This is a genomic window from Pelagibius sp., assembly GCF_965249265.1.
Taxonomy (GTDB): Bacteria; Pseudomonadota; Alphaproteobacteria; order Kiloniellales; family Kiloniellaceae; genus Pelagibius.
In genome coordinates, this window is the sequence record NZ_OZ252224.1 from 4,211,177 (window position 1) to 4,234,704 (window position 23,528).

The following is a 23,528-nucleotide window of genomic DNA, read 5'->3' on the forward strand; positions in this document are numbered from 1 at the left end:
CATGGCAAGGCCCCTCACCGACCCGGCCCAGAATGCCGCCCTCGCCGCCGGCGATCACGGGGACGCTTTTTCATACCTTGGCCTGCACCCGGGGGGCGAGAAGCGCTGGGTTCTGCGGGTTTTCCGTCCGGGCGCGGAGACAGCCTCCTTGCTGCCCGGGCAGAAGGGCCGCAAACCGGTCGGGCTCCAGCCGGTCGGAACTGACGGTCTTTTCGCCACCGCGCTGGAAAGCGATCCCGGCGCCTATCGTCTGCGCTTTGCTGCCGCGGGCAATGAATGGGAAGAGGAAGACCCCTTCCGTTTCGGCCCGGTGATCGGCGAGATGGACGAACATTTCCTCAGCGAAGGCTCGCATCTGAACCTCTGGCAGGTGTTGGGTGCGCATCCGATGGAGCACGAGGGCGTCGCCGGCGTTCACTTTGCTGTCTGGGCGCCCAATGCGCGACGCGTCTCCGTCGTCGGCGCGTTCAATCACTGGGACGGGCGGCGCCATCCCCTGCGCAAGCGCGGCGCCACCGGCGTCTGGGAAACCTTCCTGCCGGATGTCCACGAGGGCGCAGCCTATAAGTATGAAATCAAGGACGGCAGCGGCGCTCTGCTGCCACAGAAAGCCGACCCCCTGGGCTTTGGGGCGGAACATCCGCCGGCGACGGCCTCAGTGGTGCGCGATCTGCGTGGCCGGGGCTGGCGCGACCAGGACTGGCTGGCGCGGCGCGGGGCCGCCGGCCGCCGCGACCAGCCGATCTCGATCTACGAAGTTCATCTCGGCTCCTGGAAGCGGACCGATGGCGGCCGCCTGCTCAGCTATCACGAATTGGCCGAGGACCTGGTGTCCTATGTCAGCGACATGGGATTCACCCATATCGAGATGTTGCCGATCACCGAGTATCCCTTTGACGGGTCCTGGGGCTATCAACCCATCGGCCTCTATGCGCCGACGATCCGCCACGGCACGCCGGACGAGTTCCGCGACTTCGTCGAGGCCTGCCACGGCGCCGGTCTCGGCCTGATCCTGGACTGGGTGCCCGGCCACTTTCCCACCGACACCCACGGTCTCGGCCGCTTCGACGGCACGGCGCTCTATGAATACGCCGACCCGCGCGAAGGCTTTCATCAGGACTGGAACACCCTGATCTACAACTATGGCAGACGGGAAGTGCAGAACTATCTCGTCGCCAATGCGCTCTACTGGCTGCAGGAACACCACCTGGACGGCCTGCGCGTCGATGCCGTCGCCTCCATGCTCTACCGCGACTATTCCCGCAAAGCGGGCGAGTGGGTGCCGAACGTGGAAGGCGGCCGTGAGAACCTGGAGGCTATCGCCTTTCTGAAGCGCATGAACGAGGTGGTCTACGGGGAGTGCCCGGGGGTGATGACCCTGGCAGAAGAGTCCACATCATTTCCCGGTGTCTCCCGGCCCAGCGACGCCGGCGGCCTGGGCTTCGGTTACAAGTGGAACATGGGCTGGATGAACGACACGCTGGACTACATGAAGCGCGATCCGGTTCACCGCCGCCATCACCACGATCAGATGACCTTCGGCCTGCACTACGCCTTCTCGGAAAACTTCGTGCTGCCGCTCAGCCATGACGAGGTGGTGCACGGCAAGGGCTCCCTGCTGACCAAGATGCCCGGCGACGAAGAACAGCGCTTTGCCAACCTGCGCGCCTATTACGGCTTCATGTGGGGCCATCCCGGCAAGAAGCTGCTGTTCATGGGCCAGGACTTCGCCCAGCCCGGCGAGTGGGACCACAACCGGTCCCTTGACTGGCACCTGCTGTCGGAGCCGCGCCACGGCGAAGTTCAAAGGCTGATCCGCGATCTCAATGCCGTCTACCGCGCGACCCCGGCGCTGCATCAGTTGGACTGCGAGGGCGAAGGCTTCGAATGGATCGAGGCCAATGCCGCCGAGGAATCCCTCTATGCCTGGGTACGCCGTGGCCGGGGCGACACAACGCCGGCAATCGTTGTCTGCAACTTCACACCGGTCGAGCGCAGCGCCCGGCGCCTCGGCGTGCCCGCCGCCGGGCGCTGGATCGAACGCATCAATACCGATGCCACAGTCTATGGCGGCCAGGGCCGCGGCAACCTGGGCGGCGTCGAAAGTCAGTCCGTGACTGCGAACGACAGGCCGAATTCCATCGAGATCACCCTGCCCCCCCTCTCGACCTTGATCTTCGAGCTGGAACGCTGAGACAGGGGTTTCAAGGCCCGAAGTGAACGCAAGAACGCCGTTTTGGTGAAGAACGGCTCTGTAACCCTTGCACCCAGGATGTCATCGTAGGTGCCAACGGGCTTTTCCGGTCACCCGGCCCGGCCGCAGAGAAAGGTTTCTGTGGCCTGAACCCGGGTAGCGGCAAGCGAAAGGGACAGGGATGGACACATTTGGATTTGCAGTGATCGCCGCCGGCGTCATCCTGTTCAGTCTGGTATCACGACGCCTACAGGCTTCCATCATCACCGGGCCGATGGTCTTTGCCGGTTTCGGCCTGCTGATCGGGACCGGCGGCCTCAACCTGGTCGACCTCCACTTCGGCCACGGCTTCATCCACGGCCTGGCGGAACTCACGCTGATTTTGGTTCTGTTCACCGACGCAACACGGATCGATCTACGGCAAGTGCGGCGGGACCACGACCTGCCACTGCGCCTGCTGCTGACCGGCATGCCGCTGACCATCGTCCTGGGCACTGTCGTCGCTCTAATGCTGCCCCTCGGCCTTGCATTTTGGGAAGCCGCTTTGCTGGCGGCGATTCTGGCGCCGACGGATGCGGCACTCGGCCAGGCAGTCGTTTCAAATGCGCGGGTTCCCGTCCGGATCCGCCAGGCGCTTAACATCGAAAGCGGTCTCAATGATGGCATAGCCCTGCCGTTGGTATTGCTGTTCGCCTGTCTGGCGATTGAATTTCACGCCGGCGGCAACGAGCAGAACTGGGTCCTGTTCGGCGCCAAGCAGATCTTGCTCGGCCCCCTGGCGGGTTTGATCGTCGGTGGCCTCGGTGCCTGGATGATTGATCGTGCTGTCTCGTCGGGATGGATGAGCGAAGTCTTCGAAGGTCCTGCGATCCTCGGCGTCGCCCTGCTCGCCTTTGCCGGCGCCGAACTGATCGAAGGCAACGGTTTCATCGCCGCCTTTACCGCGGGGATTGTTTTCGGCAATCAGGTCCGCGGGCGCTGCGGCTTCCTGTTCGAGTTTGCCGAATCCGAAGGCCAGCTTCTAACCTTGTTGACCTTCATGGTTTTTGGCGCAGCCATCCTGCCTGATGCCTTCGCTGCCATGAACTGGTGGACAGCCTTCTATGCCATCCTCAGCTTGACCGTGATCCGGATGCTGCCAGTGACCGTTTCGTTGTTCGGCAGCGGCGTGAAAGCTTCGACCGTGCTGTTCCTCGGATGGTTCGGACCGCGCGGCCTGGCTTCATTCCTCTTCGCTCTCCTCGTCCTGGAAGAAGCAGCGCCCGCAGCCCAGGGCACGATTCTGACCGTGACCGTCACAACTGTGATTGCCAGTATCGTCCTGCACGGGCTGACCGCCGCCCCCGGCGCGCAGCGCTATGCCACCGCCATGCAGAAGACAGATGCCAGTGCGGAGGCCAAGCCCGTCAGCGAAATGCCCACACGGGCAGGCATCGCCACCGGCAAGCGAACATAGCAATCCGGGGAAGCGTTAAGGCCTTGCGCTGACGCCTGCAGAAGTCCCGGCGATGAAGCCGAAGGCGATGGCCGTCAGCAGCCCGTTGCCTGACAGGTATCCCGAGACCGAAGGGCCGGAAACGCCGCAGGCTGCGCCGCCGCCGGCAAAGAGATTGGGAAAAGACTTGCCCGCGTCGTCGACGACTCTTGCCTGATCATCGATCATCAGGCCGCCCTGGGTATGAAACAGCGCGCCGGTGACCTTCACCGCATGGAACGGCTGCTGCAACGCGGGCTTGGTCGTGAAGTCCCGTCCGAAGCGGTCGACAGCACGGCCCGCCTGCAGGTCGGCAACCTCCCTTAACGTCTTGCCAAGCGCGCCTTCCGGCAAGCCGGTTACGGCGGCAAGCGCAGCGACATCGACCGCCTCGCGGATCGCCCCGACCTCCATCGCTTGCCTGTAATCCGGGAAGGAGAGTGCAAAGTCGTGGATACGCCGGTCGTAGAGGTTCCAGGCGACAGCGCCGGGCTGGGCCAGAATCTCAACCGCCTGTTCCGAGTAGCCACCGTTCTCGTTGGAAAAGCGCTGTCCCTCGGTATTGACCTGGATGCCTCCTTCCATCATCAGCGCCCAGGAAATGAGGATACCCTGAGGATGGGCGAGCGAGCCGTGCCCCTGATACCCCGACAGATGCTCCAAGCGGGCGCCCAGTGCCTCGCCCCAAAGCACGGCGTCGCCCCGGTTGCCGGCATGACCGAAGTAAGGTCCGCCGGCGATCTCGGGAATGTATCGGCGCACGAGATCCGGATTGCCGCCGTAGCCGTTGCAGGCGAGCACCAAGGCGCCACAGCCGATAACCTCATGCGCGCCACCGGGCCGTTCGACCTCCACCGCCTCGATGCGGCGGCCCTCACCTTCGAAAAGCCGGGTAACGCAAGCTGAAGTAACGATCGGCACCTCCGCCGCTTCCGCCGCTCCGAGCAAACGGGCGAGCAGCGCTTCGCCGGTCTTTTCCGGCACGGCGTGCATGCGATGGCGGGAATGGCCGGGATAGAGAAAATCGTCGAGCACGACCCAATCGATTCCAAAGGCATCGCTCAACCACTCCATCGCCGGACCGATGGTTTTGCAGGCAAGCCGTGTGAGGTCCGGGTCCGACTTTCCCTCCGACTTCGCCAGGATGTCGTCCTGGAGGCGTTGCGGGCTGTCGTCATCGATACCGGTTGCACGTTGGAAACGGGTCGCCGGCGCCGGAACGAAACCCGAGGACATGGCGGTCGAACCGGAGGGTGAGGCATCGCGCTCCAGCACGATGACCTCCGCACCCGCGGCCTTGGCACGCAAGGCGGCGACCAGGCCGCAGGCACCCGCCCCGACAACGACAACATCGGCAACCGCATCAGTCGGAACTCCAGTCCGGCGGACTACCTCAGCGGTCACGGTCGCTCAAAGCCCCGATATCAGCGCCGTTGCCTCGGCACAAGTCATCGTCGCGGCAACGGTGGAGAGATCGCCGATCGCCCGTTCATGAACCGCCGGCGAGAAAGCCGCGCAACCATCCGAGAGCACAATCGTCTGGAGATCGCGCAGATGCGCATCGCGCACGGTCGAGGCGACGCCGCCGTTGGTCACGATGCCGCAAATCAGAAGCGTCTCGATGCCCGCCTTTTCCAGGACCCACTCCATACGGGTCATGTAAAAGGCCGAATAGGCCACCTTCTCCACCGTGATGTCGGCCGGCTGCAGTTCATCGACCAGACTGTGCCCCCAACTACCCGGCGCGAAATCGCCTTTGCCGAGAAAGGGCCGCAGCTTCTTCAGATGCGGGGAGATGAAAGGTTCGCCCGCCTTGCCGGGCACCAGGGTGAACTGCGCCGAGACAACCCAGCCGCCCTTGCCGCGCAGAGCCTCGGCAAGCGGTAAAACACGGGCCGGCAGAGCGGCGATGTCAGCGCTTTTCTGACCGCCCCGGGCATAGGCGCCTTCGGCATGCAGGAAGTCGTTCTGCAGATCGACGATCAGAAGCGCTGTTTTCGCAGGGTCGATTATACCGATATCCACGATTAGTTTCCCGATGCCGTAATCACGAGATTGCCGAAGGCATCCACCTCGGCCTGCAAGCCGGGATCGACGAAAATGGTCGTATCCGGCTGCTCGAGCAGAGCCGGCCCCGCCAGCACGGCGCCGACGCCAAGATCGAGACGTTCGAAGACGCCGGCTTCATGATACCGGCCCTCCGCATAAATCTTTCGGGTTCCTGTCCGGCAGGCCTCAGCCGCCCTACCGCCCGATGGCGCGAAGACCGCCATATCGAGCCTGGGTCGCCGCCCCACCACCGCGATGCGATAGTTCATGATCCGCATCGCGATGCCCTCCAACAAACGCCCATAGGCCTCTCTGTAGGCTTCTTCGAAAGCCGCACGGATCACGTCCGCCGTCAAACCGCCGGCAGGAATCTCGATGGCGACACTGACGGTGTGGGTTTGCCCGAGATAGAGCATGTCCAGTTCGAAAACACGGTCCACGCCGGCAAAGTCGACGCCGGCGCCGGCAAGCAGGGCCTCCGTCTGATCGGCGACCGCAGTCATCTCCCGGCCAAGCGCGGGAGCATCGACCTCGTCGAGCAGGCGGTTCACCGTCTGCACCCGGTCATGGCGCATGTCGGCAACGACGCAGCCGAGCGCCGAGGTGACGCCGGGGAAACGCGGCACGAGGGCCGAACCGAGGCCGACTTCCTTGATCAGCGCGCCGGTGTGAAGCGCCCCGCCGCCGCCGAAAGGCATGGCGGCAAAGGTGGCCGGATCGTGACCTTTCTCGATGGAGACAAGGCGAATCGCACCGGCCATCTTGGCGTTGGCGAGACGCAGCACCGCCTCCGCCGCCTCCTCGACGGTCAGGTTCAACGGCCTCGCGATGTGCTTTTCAATCGCCTGCCGCGCGGCCTCAACGTCAAGCCGGTCGAGCTTGCCGCCGATCGGGCGGTCCGGATTGATGCGGCCCAGTACCAGGTTGGCATCGGTTACCGTCGGCCGTTCGCTGCCAAGCCCATAGCAGACCGGGCCGGGGTCGGAGCCGGCGGACTCCGGCCCGACCTGCAGCAGGCCGCTTTTGTCAACCGAGGCGATGGAACCGCCGCCGGCGCCGATGGTGGTGATCTCGATCATCGGCGTGCGCACCACCATGCCGAAGTCGATGGCGGTCTGCGCGGCAAGCGCCGCCTCTCCACCGGCAACCAGGGAGACGTCGAAGGAGGTGCCGCCCATGTCGCAGGTGATGATGTTGTCGAAACCGGCGGCTTTGGCAATGGCGGTAGCGGCGATAACCCCGGCCGCGGGCCCCGACAGCGCCGTGCGCACCGGATAGCGTTTGGCGGTGTCCACCGACATGACCCCGCCGTTCGACTGCACGATCAGGATGTCACCTTGAAAGCCTTTGCCCTGCAGTCCGGTTTCGAGCCGGTCGAGATAGGAGGAAACGACGGGCTGTAGATAGGCGTTCAGGGTCGCCGTCGACAGCCGTTCGAACTCGCGGATCTCCGGCAGGATTTCCGTGGCCGCCGTCACATAGGCATTCGGCCAGACCGAGCGGACCGCCTCCACCGCGCTCATCTCGTTCTGATTGTTGGCATAGCCGTTGATGAAGAAGACGCAGACCGCCTCGCAGCCGCTCTCCGCCAGGGCAACCGCCCTGTCGCGTACGTCCTTCTCCGCGACCGGCTGCAGCACCGATCCGTCGGCCAAAATCCGCTCGGCCACCTCGACCCGGTCGGTCCGCGCGACAACCGGCGCGAAGCTGCCTTTCAGCCCCCAGGTCGTCGGCCGGTCGCGGCGGCGCATCTCCAGCACATCGCGGAACCCCTCGGTAGTGATGATCCCGGTGCGCGCGCCCTTGCGCTCCAGCAGCGCGTTGGTACCGACCGTGGTACCGTGCACCACGGTCTTGATCCGCCCGAAGTCTTCGACCTGGCGGCCGATTCCCTCGACGAAACCGCGCGATTGATCGCCGCGCGTCGAGGGCACCTTTGCGGTCTCCACCCTGCCGCTCGCCTCGTCGAGGATAAAGACGTCGGTAAAGGTACCGCCGACGTCGACACCGATCACATAGGCCGGGCCGGTCATTGCGCCGCCTCCCGCCTGCGCAGGCTGGCGGTCGCTGTCTCATCCAGGCTGCCGTCCTCGGCAATGACGACACCAAAGGCAGTCTCGGCCTGCTGCCGGCTCACATATCCCAATCGGCAATCACACAGCACGCTTTCGGCCGTACGGGACAAGGGGTCGCCATATCCGCCACCGCCCGGGGTTTCGAGGCGCAGCTTTTGGCCCTTGTCGATTTGGATGCCGACCATCTTCGACAGCATCGGCGGCTCGTGCAGGCCGTCGCGCTGTTCAAAGTGGAACCGGTTGGGGGCCGCCGCACCGCCCCCGACGATGCCGGGCGGCGGGTACTTTCCGCGCTCGCCGAAGAGGAAGACATCGGCCTGCTCCTCAAGCAGCGCAATCTCGTAGACGGCGCCGAGGCCGCCGCGGTATTCGCCGGGCCCGCCGGAATCCGGGCGCAGGGCCCATTCGGTGAAGCGTACGGGATAAGCCGCCTCAAGAATTTCTAGCGGCGGGATGGTCGCCGTCGAAATCGGGGCGTTGCCGTGGTTGAGGCCATCGCCGGATGCATGGGCGCCATGGCCGCCGCCGAAGAAGGAGAACATGACCCAGCGCCGCCCGTCGCCGCGATGCCCGGCAAGAGAGAGCGCATTGATGGTGCCATAGGCCGGGGCCATGGCCGCCGCCGGCGCGATCTGCGCGACGGCCTGAAAAACCACGTCGATCAGCCGCAAGATGGTTTCGGTATAGCCGCCGACCGGTTTGGGTGCCTTCACCGCCAACAGCGAAGCCTCGTCGATGCGGAACTCCACGGGCTCCAGCACCCCGGCATTGGCGGGCACGTCACCGAAGATGTGCTTCAACGCCACATAGCAGGCGGCGATGGTGGTGGAGCGGGAGATGTTGACCGGCCCGGCGCAAGCCGGCGAGGAGCGCGAGAAATCCATCACCATGCGGTCGCCGTCGATGGTGAGATCCAGGGCAATCTTCAGCGGCGCGTCGACGATACCGTCGTTGTCGAGGTAGTCCTCAGCCGACACGGTCCCGGAGGGCAGCCCCGCGATCTGCGAGCGCATCATCTGCGCCGCCCGCCGTTTCAACTCGGCCAGACAATCCGCGACAACACCGTCGCCGTAGTCGTCAAGCAGCGAGGCCATGCGCTTCTCGCCCAACTCCAGGGCATTCAGTTGCCCATTGAGGTCGCCGTAAAGCGAATTCGGAAGGCGGGAGTTGGCCGATAGAATGTCAACGATGTCCTGGCGGAACTGACCGCGGTCGAAAAGCTTTACCGGTGGGATCAGCATACCCTCCTGGAAACACTCGGTAGCCGCCGGGTTGTAGTTGCCCGGCACGTTGCCGCCGACGTCGTGCCAGTGCCCGACAGAGGCCAGATAGCAGAACAGCTTGCCGTCGCGGAAGACCGGTTTCACCAGCCTGAAATCGGAGAGATGGGTGCCGCCGTCATAGGGATCGTTGAAAATCCAGACGTCCCCCTCGTGAACCCCGTCGCGCTCAGCCGCCTTGTCGATCACCGCCTTCACCGCGAAAGCCATGACACCGACGAAGACCGGCAGACCGGACTTGCCCTGCACCAGGGTATCTCCCGTCACCGCGTCGTAGATGCCGTGGGAAGCGTCGTGGGCCTCGGCGATAATGGGGTTGAAGGCCGAGCGGAACAGCGTCGCGTCCATCTCGTCGGCAATCTGTTCCAGACGGCCCTTCATAATGGCCAGGGTGACGGCATCGACGGCCATCAGCCGGCCCCTTCGTCGTAGCGCCTGCCCCTGGCGAGCATATCGGCTGTACCGATGACCCGGTTCAAGCCATCGAAATCGAACATCCGATCCCGAAAAGCCTCGTTCGAACCGGCGGCAACCAGGTTGCCGTAATAGTCCCGCGCCGTCGCCGCCAGGGCGCGGACCACGCCGCCGGGGAAGATAACGAAGCGGAAACCAAGCCCCTCGAGACCCGCAGCGTCGACAGCCGGCGTCCTGCCGCCTTCAATCATATTGGCCATCAGGGGAGCCCGCCCCGCGAAGCGCTGCACAATCGTTTCGATCTCCGCCAGCGACTGCGGCGCTTCAACGAACAGCATATCAACACCGGCCTCCAGGTAAGCCTCCCCGCGGTCGAGCGCTGCTTCGAGGCCTTCCACCGCAATGGCATCGGTACGTCCGATGATCAGAGTCTCATCCGAACCCCGCGCATCGCAGGCCGCCCGGACCTTTCCGACCATCTCCGCCGGGCTGACCAGTGTCTTGCCGTCGAGATGCCCGCAGCGCTTCGGTAGCGTCTGGTCCTCCAGTTGCAGTGCATTTGCGCCCATGCGCTCAAACATCCGAACGGTCCGCTGGACGTTGAGAGCGTTGCCGAAGCCGTTATCGGCATCGGCAACGATGGGCACGGCGACGCGGTCCCGCAGCACCGCTATGGTATCCGCAACCTCGGTCATTGAAACGAGCCCAAGATCGGGGCGCCCAAAACGGGTATAGGCAATCGATGCGCCGGACAGATAGACCGCCTCGGCGCCGGCCTGTTCGGCCAGCAGTCCGGTCAAGGCGTCGTAGACCCCCGGCGCGAGCAGGATCCGGTCTTCGGCCAGTCTCTTCTTCAGGCTCATGAGGCGGTCCCTTCCCGACGCGCTGCAGCGAAGCGTTTCTTCAAGTGCGGTACCAAACCGCCATCGGCCAGAAGCTGCTTGAGGTTATCCGGCAGCGGTTCCAAAGGCAGGGCTTTGTCTTTCTGCGTTAGCCGGAGCTGGCCCGCCTCGACATCCAGTTCCACGGCATCACCGTCAGCAACATCCGCCAGATCATCAGCGACCAAAACGGGAAGACCAAGGTTGATGGCATTGCGATAAAAGATACCTGCAAATGACAAGGCGACAACGCCGGCGAGGCCGAGATGTTTCAGCGCCTCGGCCGCCTGCTCGCGGGATGAACCCATGCCGAAGTTCCAGCCCGCCACCAGGACATCACCGGCTTTGACCTGTTCGGCAAAGCCCGGCCGCAGCCCTTCCAGGCAATGAGCCGCCAGAGCCTCGATACCGCCGCTCATAAAGGCGCCCGGCGCCAATTGATCGGTATCGACATCATCGCCAAAAAGGAACGCCCTGCCGCTCATATCGCGCTGATCTCCAAGGTCAGGAAATTACGGGGGTCGGCGATGCGCCCGGCGACTGCCGAGGCCGCGACCGTCAGCGGCGAACCGAGCCAGACCCGCGACGACGGCGCGCCCATGCGGCCCTTGAAGTTCCGTGCGGTCGAAGAGATACAGGTCACCCCGGCGCCCAGGCGGTCGGCGCCGTAGCCGGCACAGATACCGCAGGCATTGGCCAGAATGCGGGCCCCGGCATCCTCGAAAACCTTCATGATTCCCTCGTCCGTCGCCCGCTCCTGGTCGCGCTTTGAGGCCGGTGCGATCAGGAGTTCAACGCCGGCGGCAACGCCACGGCCCCGAAGAATGCCCGCCGCACCCTTCAGGTCTTCGTACTTCGCGCCGGTGCAGGCACCAATGTAAGCCACGTCGATGGATGTTTGCGGCGCATCGCCGATGGCCGTGGCGTTGGCCGGCGAATGGGGGGCCGCCACCTGCGGTTCCAGGGCCGCGCCATCGAAAAGGAGGTGATCGAGCAACGGCGCCCCGATGTCGGTCTTCAAGTCCTGCCAGGTATCGACATCGGCGCCGGCTTTCCGGAGGTAGGCGACGGTCGTTTCGTCCGGCGCGATCAGGCCGGCCTGGGCGCCGAGTTCCGCCGCCATGTTGGAAAGCGTCATCCGTTCCTGCATCGAGAGGGACGATATCGTCGAACCGGCGAACTCAATGGCCTGGTACCGGCCGCCGCCCATGCCGATCCGGGCGCAAAGAGCCAACATCATATCCTTGGCGGTGACGCCCTCGGAGAGGCGGTTGCGCCACTCGATCAGAATCGTTTGCGGTACCTTCAACCAGATTTCGCCGGTCGCCAGCACGCCCGCCATCTCCGTCGCACCGATGCCGAACATATAGGTGCCAAAGGCGCCACCGGTCGGCGAGTGGCTGTCGCCGCCCACCACGAACATTCCGGGCCTCAGATGACCGCGTTCGGGCAGCACCACATGGCAGATTCCCTGACCGTCGTGGAAGGTTACCCGATGCTGGCCTGCCCAGTTGCGGGTGAATTCGAGAATATCGGCGCTTTCGGGTGTATCGCCGGGAACGAAATGATCGGAAATCAGAACCACCTTCGAGGGATCGAAGAGGCCGACTCCGAGATCCCGAAGGATCGGTTCGACCCGGCGCGGACCGCCGGAATCGTGGATCATCGCCAGATCCACCGCGGCGGTGACCACCTCGCCCGGCATGACCGAGCTGCGCCCGGCCGCCCGGGCAATGATCTTCTGGGCCAGCGAGTCAGCCATCATGCCAGCCCCAGGTAGGAACGGCGCAGGCCTTCGTCTTCCATCAGAGCCGAGGCGGCGCCCTGCATCGCGATCGTGCCGTTTTCCAGAACATAGGCGCGGTCGGCAATCTCCAGTGACTGAACGACATTCTGTTCGACCAGCAGGACCGAAAGCCCGTCCTCGTGCAGACGGCGGATCAGTTCGAACATCTCCTCCACCAGAAGCGGAGAGAGACCGAGTGAGGGTTCATCGAGAATGAGCAGGCGGGGTTCGGCCATCAGACCGCGGCCGATAGCGAGCATCTGCTGTTCGCCGCCGGATAGCGTACCCGCCTTTTGATCGAAACGCTCCGCCAGCCGCGGGAACACGGCCACTACATGCTCCAGGTTCTGCGCCCGGCGCTCCCGCGCCCGCCTGTAGGCGCCCAGTTCCAGGTTCTCCCGCACCGTGAGGTTCGGAAACACGCGGCGTCCTTCAGGAACATGGATGATACCCGCAGCGACGATCTGCTCCGGTGTCAGCTTGGAGATCTCGACACCGTCAAAAACGATCGAACCACTGAACACGGGATAGAGGCCGCTGATGTTCACGTTCAAGGTTGTCTTGCCGGCGCCGTTCGAGCCCAGCACCGCCACGATCTCCTCCTTGGAGATGCTCAGGTCGATACCCCGCAGCACCTCCAGGGCGCCGTAGCCGGCCCGCAATGCCCTGATCTCAAGCATCCTCGAGCTTCTCCATGCGCGCCGCCAGGCCATGCCCGAGGTAGGCCTCGATGACATCCGGATTGCGGACGATTTCCTCGGGCGCTCCCTCGGCGATCAGCCGGCCCTGATTCAGCACCCAGGTGTGCTCGGACAGTTTCATGACCGCCTGCATCACATGTTCGATCAGCATGATGGTGACACCGGCCTCACGGATACGCCGGATGACCGGGATGATCTCCTCGATCTCCGTCGGATTGAGACCGGCCATGACCTCGTCCAGCAGCAACAGCTTGGGCGCCGTCGCCAGGGCCTTCGCCAGCTCAAGGCGCTTGCGTCCGGCGACCGTCAGACTGGCAGCCGCGGCGTCGAGGCGATCGCTCATGCCCACCAATTCGGCCACCGCCTCGGCCTTCTCGGCGGCTTCCCTGCGACTGCCGCAGCGCAGATAGGCGCCGACCAGGATGTTCTCGCGCACGCTCTGTTCGGCGAAGGGCTTCACGACCTGGAAGGTACGCACAAGACCCAGCCGGCAAACCTCATGCGGCGGCAGGCCGGTGACGTCCTGGCCGAGAAAGCGGATCGATCCGGAATCCGGCTTCAGGAAGCCGGAGGCGATGGCGAAGAGTGTCGTCTTTCCGGCACCGTTGGGACCGATCAGCGAAACGATGTGACCCTCGGGCACCACGAGGCTGACGTCGTCGGTTGCCCGCAACCCGCCGAAGCTCTTTGAGACCGCCTTCAGTTCCAACATCACGACCGCCGGAACTTGAACAGCCGCCCGGCGGAGACCGTGGCCAGCCCGAAGAGACCTTTGGGAAGAAAGGTCACCATGACCACCAGCAGCGCACCGTAAAGCGCGAGGTTGAGGCCCGGCGTGTTCCCCATGGTCTCGCGCGCAACCTCGCTGATCAGATGCAGCGCCGCGGCACCCAACAGCGGGCCGAAGATGGTTCCCATACCGCCGACGATGGAGACCAGGAGAACCTCCACGGAGACGGCGACACCGAAAGCGATGTGCGGATCGACGTAGAGGAACATCTGCGCGTAGAAGGCCCCACCAAGGCCGGTAAGCGCGCCGACCAGGACGATCGCCTTTAACTTGGTGCGGAAGATATCGACACCGAGGGCACGGGCGGCATCCTCGTCATCGCGGATGGCAATCAGGTAGGCGCCGAAACGCGACCGCCCCATCTGCCAGACCAGCAGAAGCGAGGCGACGGTCAGGGCCAGAATGATCCAGTAAAAGCTCTCCCGCCCGACGAACTGCAGGTTCGCCGGCGCGGGATCGAGCGCCACCTGCAGCCCCGCACCGGCGCCGGTTATGGCGACGGAGTTGGCGACGATGCGGAAGACTTCGGCAAAGGCCAGGGTGACCAGGGCGAAGTAGGACCCTCTCAGGCCATAACGGAAACTGACCCAACCGATGAAGAGACCGACCAGGGCGCCGGCCAGGATCGCCGCCGCCAGGCCGAGCCAGGGGCCAAGGCCGAACTGCACCTGCACGATCACCGTCGCATAAAGGCCAGCGCCGAAAAACACCGTGTTGCCGAAAGAGAACTGTCCCCCGTAACCACCCAGGATGTTCCAACCCTGACCGAGGTAGGCGAAGAGCAGCATCAGGGTTAGGAACGACAGGGTGAAGTCAGTCGGGCCGAAGACCGGCAGCACCGCCATAACCAAACCGAATAGGACGATGATTGCGAGGGTCCGCATCAGACGCGACTCCCCAAAAGACCGCTGGGGCGGAACAGCAGAACCGCGATGAAGACCAGGAAGATACCGATCTGACCGAAGCTCTCACCGAGGAACAGGCCGCCGAAGGATTCACAAAGACCGATCAGGAGTCCACCCAGCAGGGCGCCGGGAAAACTGCCCATGCCGCCGAGGACCACAACGGTAAAGGCGATCAGCACGAAGGCATGGCCGACCGTCGGGTAGACGAGGTAGGTGGGCATCAGGAGGCAGGCCGCCGCCCCGAGACAGGCAATGCCGATGCCGTAGCTGACGGCATAGATGTGATCGACGTTGATGCCGACCAGCCGCGCACCCTGTTTTTCCTTGGCCACCGCACGGATCGCCCGGCCGACGTCGCTGCGCTGGATCATCAGCCACAAGAGAGCAGCGATCAGGAGGGCTGCCCCGAAAGCGATCAGGCGGGGAATGGCAACGAAGACACCGGCGATTTCTATCGAGTCGAATGCATAGGGGACGTCGATGGTTCGCGTGTCTCCCTGGAAAAAGAACAGCGCCAGATTTTCGATCACGATCGAGATGCCGAGGGTCACCAGCAGGATGTTCTCGTCGCGCCCGTGGCTGGCCCGCCCGATCAATACCCGCTGCAGGCCGTAGCCAAGGGCGAACATGCCGATCACCAGGATCGGCAGGGCGGCATAGGGGTCGATCCCGAAATTGGTGAACAGCAGAAAGACGCCGTACATGGCCAGCATCAGAAGACTGCCGTGGGCAAAGTTGATGATGTGCAGAACGCCGTAGATCAGGGTCAGCCCCAGGGCCACCAGGGCATAGATCGATCCTTGCAGCAGCCCGTTGATCAGGCCCGACCAGAGCAGAATAGGGTCTAGCACGGCATCAATCCCAGGGAAGGACGGGCTGGCCGAGAGAACCTTCGGCCGGCCCGCAGCATGCAGGCATCAGCCACGCGCGGGCATCGGGTAGACTGCCTCGGCGGTGGCCAAGTCTTCGGGAAAGATAATCTCGATATCGTCACCGATGATCTGGGTGTTCACCGGCAGCGCATGGATGTTCTGCCCGGTTTCATCGAACTCGACCGCTTGATACGGCATGATCATGCCCTTCCAGTTCGTCGAGGCCAGCGCCGACTTGACCGCCGCACGATCCGCCGAAGCCGCACGCTCCAAGGCATCGGCACAGAGATGCAGGCAATCGTAGTTCATCGGTATCTCGTAAGTGAAGAACTTGCCGGTGGCCTCGACCTTCGCCCGCAGCGCCTTGGTGCCGTCCTTGCGCGGATCGGCCCAATGGTTGCAGTCCATGATGTACTGCGCAGCCTTGGGGTGCTCCTTTACGAAGCGGTAATTCGACGCGGCGCCGCCGAGCACGGAATAGACCGCCTTGGCCTCGACCCTCTGCTGCAACATGGTGCGCGCCAAGAGCACATATTCATTGTAGTAGTTGGCGGGAACGATGAGGTCCGGCTTCGTCGCACGCAGTTTGGTCACCACATTGCCGAAGTCGCGGGTCGGCGTGGCATGGGCGATAGTCTCGATCACTTCGAAACCGAAATCCGGTAGCCGCTTGTTGAGCAGATCGCCCAGACCGGAGCCGAACAGCGAGTCCTCATGGATGATGGTCACCGTCTTGGCGATACCGCCGGCGGCGGAATTGATCTTCACCAGATTGTTCAGCGCATCTTCCGAACACTTGCCGAAGCCGGGGCTGAAACGGAATACATTGTCGAGACCGCGCCCGACGATTTTATCCGACACCGCCACATCGACAATGCAGGGGATGCCGTGCTTGGCAGCAGCCTGGGTCGTCGCCAGGGTATTCGAACTGGCAAAGGAGCCGATCAGCGCAACGATGCCTTCATTCGCCATGCGGTCGACTTCCGTTGCCGCGATCTCGGGCTTGCCCTGGGTATCGCCGAACACCGGCTCGATCATCGCGCCACCCAGCGACTTGATACCGCCGGCCTTGTTGATCTCCTCAATGGCCATCTCCGCGCCGATGCGCGCCTGCGTGCCGGCAAAGGCGATCGCACCGGTCACCGGGTGAAGCACGCCGACCTTCACGGCGGCGCCCTGGGCCCGCAGGACCTGCGGAAAGCCGCCAAGTGCGGTCAAGGCCGCGAGCGATGCCGAGCCTTTGACCAGGCTACGGCGTGAGATCCTTGTGTTTCCCGAACGGGTTGGTTTTTTCATCTGTTGATCCCCCTGTTCCTTCTTGTCTAGTCGTTCGATGTAAAGGGCTGCACGGCTCCGAAGGGGGCCAGCAACTCACCTGCGTTTTCGGTCTCCGCCAGTTTCAGGCAGCTCAGCAGCAGGGCATCCGTCGCGGTCTCGCCCAGAAGCGGCTGCACCACTTCCCGGAACTTCTCGGCCAGATCGCCGGGCCCGTAGGGATCTTCCGTGTCCCCGCGGTTAACGTTGGTGCTGCCCTCCAACACCGTGCCGTCGCGAAGATGAACCTTCACCCGCGCCGGGCGGAAGGCCGGCATCAGAGCGGTCAGGGCCTCGTCCTCACAGATCGTCACGCGCCGGGCCAAGGCCCGGATGGCGGGGTCGTTGATCTTGTCGCTGCGAAAACTCGCCACGCCCGACGACCTGCTTGCAATCGTCGTCGCCACGGCGAAGGGAATGGAGAACTTGCCGGCCAGGGTGTTCTTGGGTTCCCGGTCCGCCAGCTGCGCGGCCAGCGAATAGCTGCGCACATCCACTCTGTCGATCTCATCCGGCACCAGCGGGCGCCCAAGTTCCCGGATAATTTGTTCCAGCGCGTCCAGGGTTCCGTGGGTGTAGCGGCAGCAGGCATGGCGCTTGAAATAGTTGCGGGTGATTTCGTAGCGGATGCCGAGATCGGCCACCATTTCCCCGGGCTGATAGTCCTCGGCAATCACCGAACCGTAGACCGTTGCAAGGCCATCGGCTTCGCCGCTGAAGCCGGCCTGAATCAGATGATGGGCGAGCAGGCCCATGTGGTTCGAGACTCCCGCAAAGGTGTTCCTCACCGTACCGCCCTCCAGCATCGTCTTACGGCTGGTGCTGAGGCCGAGGCTGGTGGAGAGCGAGATGATTTCCCGCAACTGGTCAGGCCTGTAAGCCATGATTTTGCCGACGGCGACCGCGGCCCCCACGGTGCCCCAGGTACCGTGGGGATGCATGGACATGCGCAGCTTCGAAGCGATACCGATCCGCGCCGCCACTTCATAGCCGGCGACCAGCGCTGTCAGCAGATCGCGACCCGTCACCCGGATCTGTTGCGACAGGGCGAGCAGGGCCGGGACCACATGCATGCCCGGATGCCCACGCGCGAATTGGTTGCCCTCATCCAACTCCAGAAAGGTACCGGCGGTACCGTTGAGGAAAGCCGCGGTCAGGGCCGGGGCCGTCAGACCGGCCCCCAGGATGCTGGCGGGGCCGCGACCGGCTTCCCCGGCCAGGCGGCGACTCAGCGCGGCCATCTCCGCTTCCTGGGCGCCCGCGGCAATGGCGCCGAGGCAGTCGGCATAGACCCAGGAAGCACGCTCGACCACTTCGCCGGGAAGATGCTCGAACTGAAGATGCGCCAGAAACTCGGTCAGGACATCAAGGTAAGCCGTATCGGTGATCGGCGACACTGAGGCCTGCCGGGCCGCGGAATCCTGATCAGTCATGCAGACTGCCCTCCATCACCGCTTCGCCATCCGTTTTCCCGGCCAAAGCCTTGGGCCCGCCCGCGCCCGTCGGGGGCGATTCGAGAGTCGCCCAGCGCATCCCTTCGTCCTCGCGCACCCGCTGCATCGACATCTCGAAGCGATAGAGGTCGGGGCGGTAGAGGACCCTGATGTACTCGACCGGCCGTTCCGCGGCGTCGCGGACCACGCGGCGGACCTCGATCAACGGCGCACCGGCATGCACCGAGAGGGCGCCCGCCACCTCCGCGTCGGCCACCGTGGCGGAAATGGTCTGCCGCGCCGAGGTGACATCCACGCCGGCGCGCTCCAGAAGATGCAGCAAAGGTTTGGTGTTCAGGTCATCGCGGTCATAGTGCCGGCCCACATCGGCCGGCACATAGGTAACCAGGAACGACATCGGCTGACCGTCGAGACTACGCACGCGCACGGCACGCTGCACCTCCGCACCGCGGTCCAGTTCCAAGGCGGCGGCGATGTCCTCGTTGGCCGCGACGTAGCCGAAATCAAGCACCTGCGCTTCGGTTGCCAGGCCCATCAGCGAGATGTTTTCAAGCCAGCCTTCGATGGAGGCCGTCACGGCAGGGGCCGGGGGCCGTTTGATCACCCGGGTGCCGCGCCCTCTTTCGCGCACCACCAGACCGGCATCGGCCATTTCATTGAGGGCCCGCTTGGCGGTGATCCGCGAGACGCCGAACTCACGGCAGAGATCCTGCTCTCCGGGCACCAGATCCCCCGGCGCGATCTCGCCGCCGTAGATGCGGTTTCTGAGAATGACGAAGATCTGATGGTAGAGCGGGACACGGGACTCGGCATCCAGAGGGCGGGTGGAGCGCACCGTTCCGCCATTCGTGCCTCTGCCGACTTTGCCGTTGCTTTCGCCCATATCTCAAGCACCCTGTCATCCAATTTCTCATAATGGCATATCATTATACCATTATGTCAAATGAAAGCGCGCCGAGAAAATCGAACTGGCTTGAAAGTGTCGGGGACTATCGGGTCGAGGCCGTCACCAGCAGCAGAAACCGCCGTCGACGAGAAGATCCACGCCGGTGCAGTAAGACGACGCCTTGCTGGCCAGAAAGATTGCCGGCCCGACCATCTCATCGACATCGGCCATGCGGCCCATCGGGGTTTGTTCCTCGAAAAGCTTGGTCTGGTGCACCATCTCCGGACGGGTGTTCATCGGTGTCGCCGTGTAGCCGGGGCTGATGGAGTTTACCCGAATGCCACGGTCCACCCACTCCATGGCCATGCTCTTGGTGAGGTGAATGACCCCGGCTTTCGAGGTGTTGTAGTGAACCTGCTGCAGACCGCGGTTGACGATGACGCCGGACATCGAGGCGATGTTGATGATCGAACCCCCGCCCTGGGCCAGCATCGCCTGGGCCTCGGCCTGGCAGGAAAGAAACAGGCCGGTCAGGTTGATGTCGATCATGTTCTGCCACTGATCCAGAGCCATGGCCTCGGCCGGATTGGCATTGGCAATCCCGGCCGCGTTCACGGCAACCGAAAGCGGCCCCAATTCCGCCTGCGCCCGGGCGACGGCCACGGGCAGACTGTCCTTTTCCGTGACATCCGCAGTGATGGTGAAGGCGCGCTGTCCGGCAGCGGCGATCATCGCCGCCGTGTCCGCCAGGCCGTCGTCTTCGCGCCGGTCGAGGCAGGCAACATCAGCGCCGACCTGGGCCAGACCCAGGGCGATACGCTGGCCGATGCCGCTGCCCGCCCCGGTTACAAAGGCGGTCTGGCCGCTCAGATCGAACAGCTTCGGGGCATTCAGGGTCATCTCGGACATCGACAAAAGGCTCCTGGCAATCGCTTCCCACCATCGCAAACCCTCTCAGAATCCAGAGAGTTTGTATAATTATTCATTATCTAATATTTTTGCTAAAGGACTCTGTGGAGTCAACGGCTAACTCCATCACTGGAAGTCGACTTTCTTTGATGACTTAAGAACTCTCTCAGCCGAGCCGGCTTGACACGATCTTCGATAAGAATGAAAATTGAAGATCGAATAAATATTCAATACCGTCAGCTATGAATCGCGATTCCCTGAACATCAACGCCCTCAAGGAGACGGCGCGGCGCATCCGTGTGCAGGACCTGAAAACGGTATTCGGCGCCGGCGCCGGCCATATCGGCGGTGAGATGTCGGCCATCGACATCCTGACCACGCTCTATTTTCACGTGCTCCGGGTCTACCCGGATGCGCCGGACCATCCGGAACGCGACCGCTTTGTCCTGTCAAAGGGCCACACGGCCTGCGCGCTCTACGTCACCCTGGCGGAGAAGGGCTTCATCGATCCAGCCGAGCTAGAGACTTTTCTGGCGCCGCATTCCCGGCTGAACGGCCATCCGAACTGCACCAAGGTGCCGGGTGTGGAGACGAACACCGGCCCGCTCGGCCATGGCCTGCCGGTGGCCGTGGGCATGGCCAAGGCGGCGCAGTTGGATGGCGCATCCTGGCGCACCTACGTGCTGACCGGCGACGGCGAGCTGCAGGAGGGCAGCAATTGGGAGGCCGCCATGGCCGCCGCCCAGTTCGGCCTCGACAACCTGACGGTGATCGTCGATCACAACCGCCTGCAGCAGGGCGCAAGGCTGGCCGAAACCAACAACCTCGCCCCGCTGGCCGACAAGTTCGAAGCCTTCGGCTGGACCGTGCGGGAAGTCGACGGCCATGACATCGCCGCTCTGGCCGACGTGCTGGACAGCAGCGGCATTGAAAGCGGCAAACCAAGCTGCGTCATCGCCCACACCAACAAGGGCCAGGGCATCTCCTTCATGCAGGACCGTGTCGAATGGCACCACAAGGTGCCGAGCCGCGAACAGTTTGAACAGGCGCTCGCCGAACTGGAGGGCGCTGCGTGATGGACGGCGGCCGCGCGCTTCATGATTGCCGGGACGCCTTTGTCGAAACACTGGAGGCCTTGGCCGCCGAGAACAGAGATATCGTTGCCGTCTGCAACGATTCCGTTGGCTCCAGCAAGCTCGGCAGGTTTCGCGACCGCTGGCCGGAGCGGCTCGTCAATGTCGGCATTGCCGAGCAGAACATGGTCGGCGTCGGCGCCGGCCTTGCCAACGGCGGTAAGATCCCCTTCGTCTGCGCCGCTTCGCCCTTCCTCACCGGCCGCGCTCTGGAGCAGATCAAGGCCGACGTCGCCTACTCCGAGAAGAACGTGAAGCTCTGCGGCATCAGTTCTGGCATGGCCTACGGTGAACTGGGCGCCACCCATCACTCCATCGAGGATTTCGCCTGGATGCGGGTACTGCCCAACATCGCCACCATTGCCCCGGCCGACCGTATCGAAACCGCCGCGGCAGTGCGCTTTGCCACCACACACCAGGGGGCCGTGTTCCTGCGCCTCAGCCGCGTCGGCGTGCCCGACATCCTGCCGGAAGACCACAGTTTCGAACTCGGCAAAGCCAACCTGCTGCGCGATGGCGTCGACGTGACGTTGATTGCCAATGGTGTGTTGTCGCATCGTACGCTGGCCGCAGCCGATCTCTTGGCCGCGCAGGGGATCGACGCCCGTGTTCTCAACATGGCGAGCGTCAGGCCCATCGACCGCGAAGCCATTGTCGCGGCGGCCAGGGATAGCGGCGCGATCCTGACCTGTGAGGAGCATTCGATTCACGGCGGCCTGGGCTCGGCGGTGGCGGAGGTCGTCGTGGAAAGCTGCCCCGTCCCGATGAAGATCCTCGGCGTGCCGGGCATCTTCGCCCCGACCGGCTCGGCGAATTTCCTGCTGGATGAGTTCGGTATGGCGCCGGACGGCATCGCCGAGGCCGCCAAAACCCTTGTGGCGCGAAAGGGCTGACCGCGATGCCGGACAGGGCGATCCTGGCCATCGATCAGGGAACGACGAACACCAAAGCGATTCTTGTCGCCGCCGACGGCGCCATCCTTGCCCGCGGCGCTGCGCCGGTGCCCATCGAACACCCGCAGCCCGGCTGGGTGCAACAGGATGCGGAGGCGATCTGGCAAAGCGTCCTCACCGCCATCGCCGCCTGCCTCGCCGATAATCCGGACGCCGGGCCTGTCGGCCTCGGCATCTCGAACCAGCGCGAGTCCGTGATGATCTGGGACCGGCGCAATGGTGCGCCGCTCGGCCCCGTCGTGACCTGGCAGTGCCGGCGTACCACCGCGGCCTGCGAAGCCCTGAAAGCGCGAAACACGGAAGCCGACGTCCTCGCCCGCACCGGCCTGCCGCTCGACCCGCTGTTCCCCGCCTTGAAACTCAACTGGCTGCTGGAAACGGCGCGGCAGCGTGACGACAGCGTCGCAACGGAGAACCTCTGCGCCGGCACCGTCGACTCCTGGCTTATCTGGCGGCTGACCGACGGCGCAGTCCATGCGACCGACCGTTCAAACGCGGCAAGAACGCAGCTCTTCAATCTGGCCGCCGCAGACTGGGACGACGATCTCTGTGCGCTTTTCGACGTCCCACGCAAGATCCTGCCGAAGGTTCACGACTCGCAGTACAATTTCGGTACGACCAAGGGCCTCGCCGTCCTGCCGGACGGTATCGCTGTCGGCAGCGCCATCGGCGACAGCCATGCCGCGCTCTTCGGCCACTGCGCCTTTCGCCCCGGCGATGCCAAGGCCACTTTCGGGACCGGGGCCTCTGTCATGGCCACGGTGCCGAGCTTCCTGAAGCCCGAGGCAGGCCTTACCACGACCATCGCCTGGTCTTTGGACGGAAACTCGACATTCGCCTTCGAAGGCAACATCCTGGTCAGCGCCTCGATCCTGCCCTGGACCGCGGAGCTGCTGGGCCTTGACGGCGATGTGGATGCGCTGATGGCCCTCGCAGAATCGGTACCCGATACCGAAGAGGTCGCCCTTGTCCCGGCGCTGGTCGGCCTCGGTGCGCCTCATTGGGCGCCGGCGGCGCGGGGACTGATCAGCGGAATCAGCTTTGCGGCCGATCGGCGCCACGTTGCCAGGGCGGCGGCGGAATCCATGGCCTTTCAGGTCGCAGACGTGTTCCGGGCGGTGGCGGACCAATCGCCGGCGCCGCTCGGCCGTCTCTTCGTCGACGGCGGGCCCAGCCGCAACGGCTTCCTGATGGGCATGGTTGCCGACCTGCTGGATCATCCGGTGCAGCCCTGCGACGCGCCGGAGGTCTCGGCCCAGGGCGCTGCCTATCTGGCGGGACTGACGGTGGGATTCTGGGATAGCCTGGAAGAACTGGAGGCCCTGCCGAAGGCCCGAACGCGGATCGATCCATCGCTTTCGGACGATACGCGCAGCCGCCTCCAGGGGCGCTGGCGGGACGCCCTGGCACGCTGCCTGCTGCCCGCCGCCGACAACGCCTGAAACCGGCCGGAGAGCA

The 23,528-nt window shown here is 64.2% G+C and carries 20 protein-coding genes; 5 read left to right on the top strand and 15 right to left on the bottom strand.

Annotated features, from left to right (window positions below; all coding sequences use genetic code 11):
* The first annotated feature begins 1 nt into the window (after position 1).
* Both glgB and ACP146_RS19845 read left to right on the top strand, forming a co-directional pair.
* Positions 2-2,194 (top strand): 1,4-alpha-glucan branching protein GlgB, encoded by a 2,193-nt coding sequence (gene glgB / locus ACP146_RS19840; RefSeq protein WP_422368494.1) that lies wholly within the window; start codon positions 2-4, stop codon positions 2,192-2,194.
* A 181-nt stretch (positions 2,195-2,375) separates the two neighbouring features.
* On the top strand, positions 2,376-3,650 hold the full coding sequence (locus ACP146_RS19845) for a cation:proton antiporter (protein WP_422368495.1): 1,275 nt from the start codon (positions 2,376-2,378) through the stop codon (positions 3,648-3,650).
* A 15-nt stretch (positions 3,651-3,665) separates the two neighbouring features.
* Here ACP146_RS19845 and ACP146_RS19850 read toward each other — a convergent pair whose 3' ends face one another.
* The 15 genes from ACP146_RS19850 to ACP146_RS19920 all read right to left on the bottom strand — a co-directional run bounded on the left by ACP146_RS19850 (position 3,666) and on the right by ACP146_RS19920 (position 19,984).
* Entirely contained in the window at positions 3,666-5,072 is a 1,407-nt protein-coding gene (locus ACP146_RS19850) for an FAD-dependent oxidoreductase (RefSeq protein WP_422368496.1), read from the bottom strand.
* Between the two features lie 6 nt (positions 5,073-5,078).
* Positions 5,079-5,693 (bottom strand): cysteine hydrolase, encoded by a 615-nt coding sequence (locus ACP146_RS19855; protein ID WP_422368497.1) that lies wholly within the window; start codon positions 5,691-5,693, stop codon positions 5,079-5,081.
* Positions 5,694-5,695: 2 nt separating this feature from the next.
* A complete protein-coding gene (locus tag ACP146_RS19860) occupies positions 5,696-7,750 on the bottom strand; it encodes a hydantoinase/oxoprolinase family protein (RefSeq protein ID WP_422368498.1) in 2,055 nt (684 codons plus the stop codon).
* Entirely contained in the window at positions 7,747-9,483 is a 1,737-nt protein-coding gene (locus ACP146_RS19865; RefSeq protein ID WP_422368499.1) for a hydantoinase B/oxoprolinase family protein, read from the bottom strand. Before ACP146_RS19865 ends, ACP146_RS19860 begins: the two co-directional genes overlap by 4 nt.
* Positions 9,483-10,349: an isocitrate lyase/PEP mutase family protein gene (locus ACP146_RS19870; protein ID WP_422368500.1), complete on the bottom strand. Its 867-nt coding sequence runs from the start codon at positions 10,347-10,349 to the stop codon at positions 9,483-9,485. Before ACP146_RS19870 ends, ACP146_RS19865 begins: the two co-directional genes overlap by 1 nt.
* Positions 10,346-10,852 carry a 3-isopropylmalate dehydratase gene (locus ACP146_RS19875; RefSeq protein ID WP_422368501.1) on the bottom strand — a complete coding sequence of 169 codons (507 nt, stop codon included), beginning with the start codon at positions 10,850-10,852 and terminating at the stop codon, positions 10,346-10,348. Before ACP146_RS19875 ends, ACP146_RS19870 begins: the two co-directional genes overlap by 4 nt.
* On the bottom strand, positions 10,849-12,129 hold the full coding sequence (locus tag ACP146_RS19880; RefSeq protein ID WP_422368502.1) for a 3-isopropylmalate dehydratase large subunit: 1,281 nt from the start codon (positions 12,127-12,129) through the stop codon (positions 10,849-10,851). The genes ACP146_RS19875 and ACP146_RS19880 overlap by 4 nt, the downstream gene beginning before the upstream one ends.
* Positions 12,129-12,833 (bottom strand): ABC transporter ATP-binding protein, encoded by a 705-nt coding sequence (locus ACP146_RS19885; protein WP_422368503.1) that lies wholly within the window; start codon positions 12,831-12,833, stop codon positions 12,129-12,131. Before ACP146_RS19885 ends, ACP146_RS19880 begins: the two co-directional genes overlap by 1 nt.
* A complete protein-coding gene (locus ACP146_RS19890; RefSeq protein ID WP_422368504.1) occupies positions 12,826-13,566 on the bottom strand; it encodes an ABC transporter ATP-binding protein in 741 nt (246 codons plus the stop codon). Before ACP146_RS19890 ends, ACP146_RS19885 begins: the two co-directional genes overlap by 8 nt.
* Entirely contained in the window at positions 13,566-14,528 is a 963-nt protein-coding gene (locus ACP146_RS19895) for a branched-chain amino acid ABC transporter permease (protein ID WP_422368505.1), read from the bottom strand. The genes ACP146_RS19890 and ACP146_RS19895 overlap by 1 nt, the downstream gene beginning before the upstream one ends.
* On the bottom strand, positions 14,528-15,400 hold the full coding sequence (locus tag ACP146_RS19900; RefSeq protein WP_422368506.1) for a branched-chain amino acid ABC transporter permease: 873 nt from the start codon (positions 15,398-15,400) through the stop codon (positions 14,528-14,530). Before ACP146_RS19900 ends, ACP146_RS19895 begins: the two co-directional genes overlap by 1 nt.
* 66 nt (positions 15,401-15,466) lie before the next feature.
* Positions 15,467-16,717, bottom strand: coding sequence for an ABC transporter substrate-binding protein (locus ACP146_RS19905; RefSeq protein ID WP_422368507.1), 1,251 nt, complete (start codon positions 16,715-16,717; stop codon positions 15,467-15,469).
* 26 nt (positions 16,718-16,743) lie between these two features.
* Positions 16,744-18,168: an MmgE/PrpD family protein gene (locus ACP146_RS19910; protein ID WP_422368508.1), complete on the bottom strand. Its 1,425-nt coding sequence runs from the start codon at positions 18,166-18,168 to the stop codon at positions 16,744-16,746.
* Entirely contained in the window at positions 18,161-19,072 is a 912-nt protein-coding gene (locus ACP146_RS19915) for a GntR family transcriptional regulator (RefSeq protein ID WP_422368509.1), read from the bottom strand. The genes ACP146_RS19910 and ACP146_RS19915 overlap by 8 nt, the downstream gene beginning before the upstream one ends.
* Positions 19,073-19,195: 123 nt before the next feature.
* On the bottom strand, positions 19,196-19,984 hold the full coding sequence (locus tag ACP146_RS19920; RefSeq protein WP_422368510.1) for an SDR family oxidoreductase: 789 nt from the start codon (positions 19,982-19,984) through the stop codon (positions 19,196-19,198).
* Between the two features lie 242 nt (positions 19,985-20,226).
* Here ACP146_RS19920 and ACP146_RS19925 point away from each other — a divergent pair, with 242 nt between their 5' ends.
* The 3 genes from ACP146_RS19925 to ACP146_RS19935 are packed head-to-tail and all read left to right on the top strand — an operon-like array spanning position 20,227 to position 23,512.
* The gene (locus ACP146_RS19925; protein WP_422368511.1) at positions 20,227-21,060 is read left to right on the top strand and encodes a transketolase; all 834 of its coding nucleotides are present in this window, start codon (positions 20,227-20,229) and stop codon (positions 21,058-21,060) included.
* Positions 21,060-22,010: a transketolase family protein gene (locus ACP146_RS19930; RefSeq protein ID WP_422368512.1), complete on the top strand. Its 951-nt coding sequence runs from the start codon at positions 21,060-21,062 to the stop codon at positions 22,008-22,010. Before ACP146_RS19925 ends, ACP146_RS19930 begins: the two co-directional genes overlap by 1 nt.
* Positions 22,011-22,015: 5 nt before the next feature.
* On the top strand, positions 22,016-23,512 hold the full coding sequence (locus ACP146_RS19935) for an FGGY family carbohydrate kinase (protein WP_422368513.1): 1,497 nt from the start codon (positions 22,016-22,018) through the stop codon (positions 23,510-23,512).
* Positions 23,513-23,528: the final 16 nt, after the last annotated feature.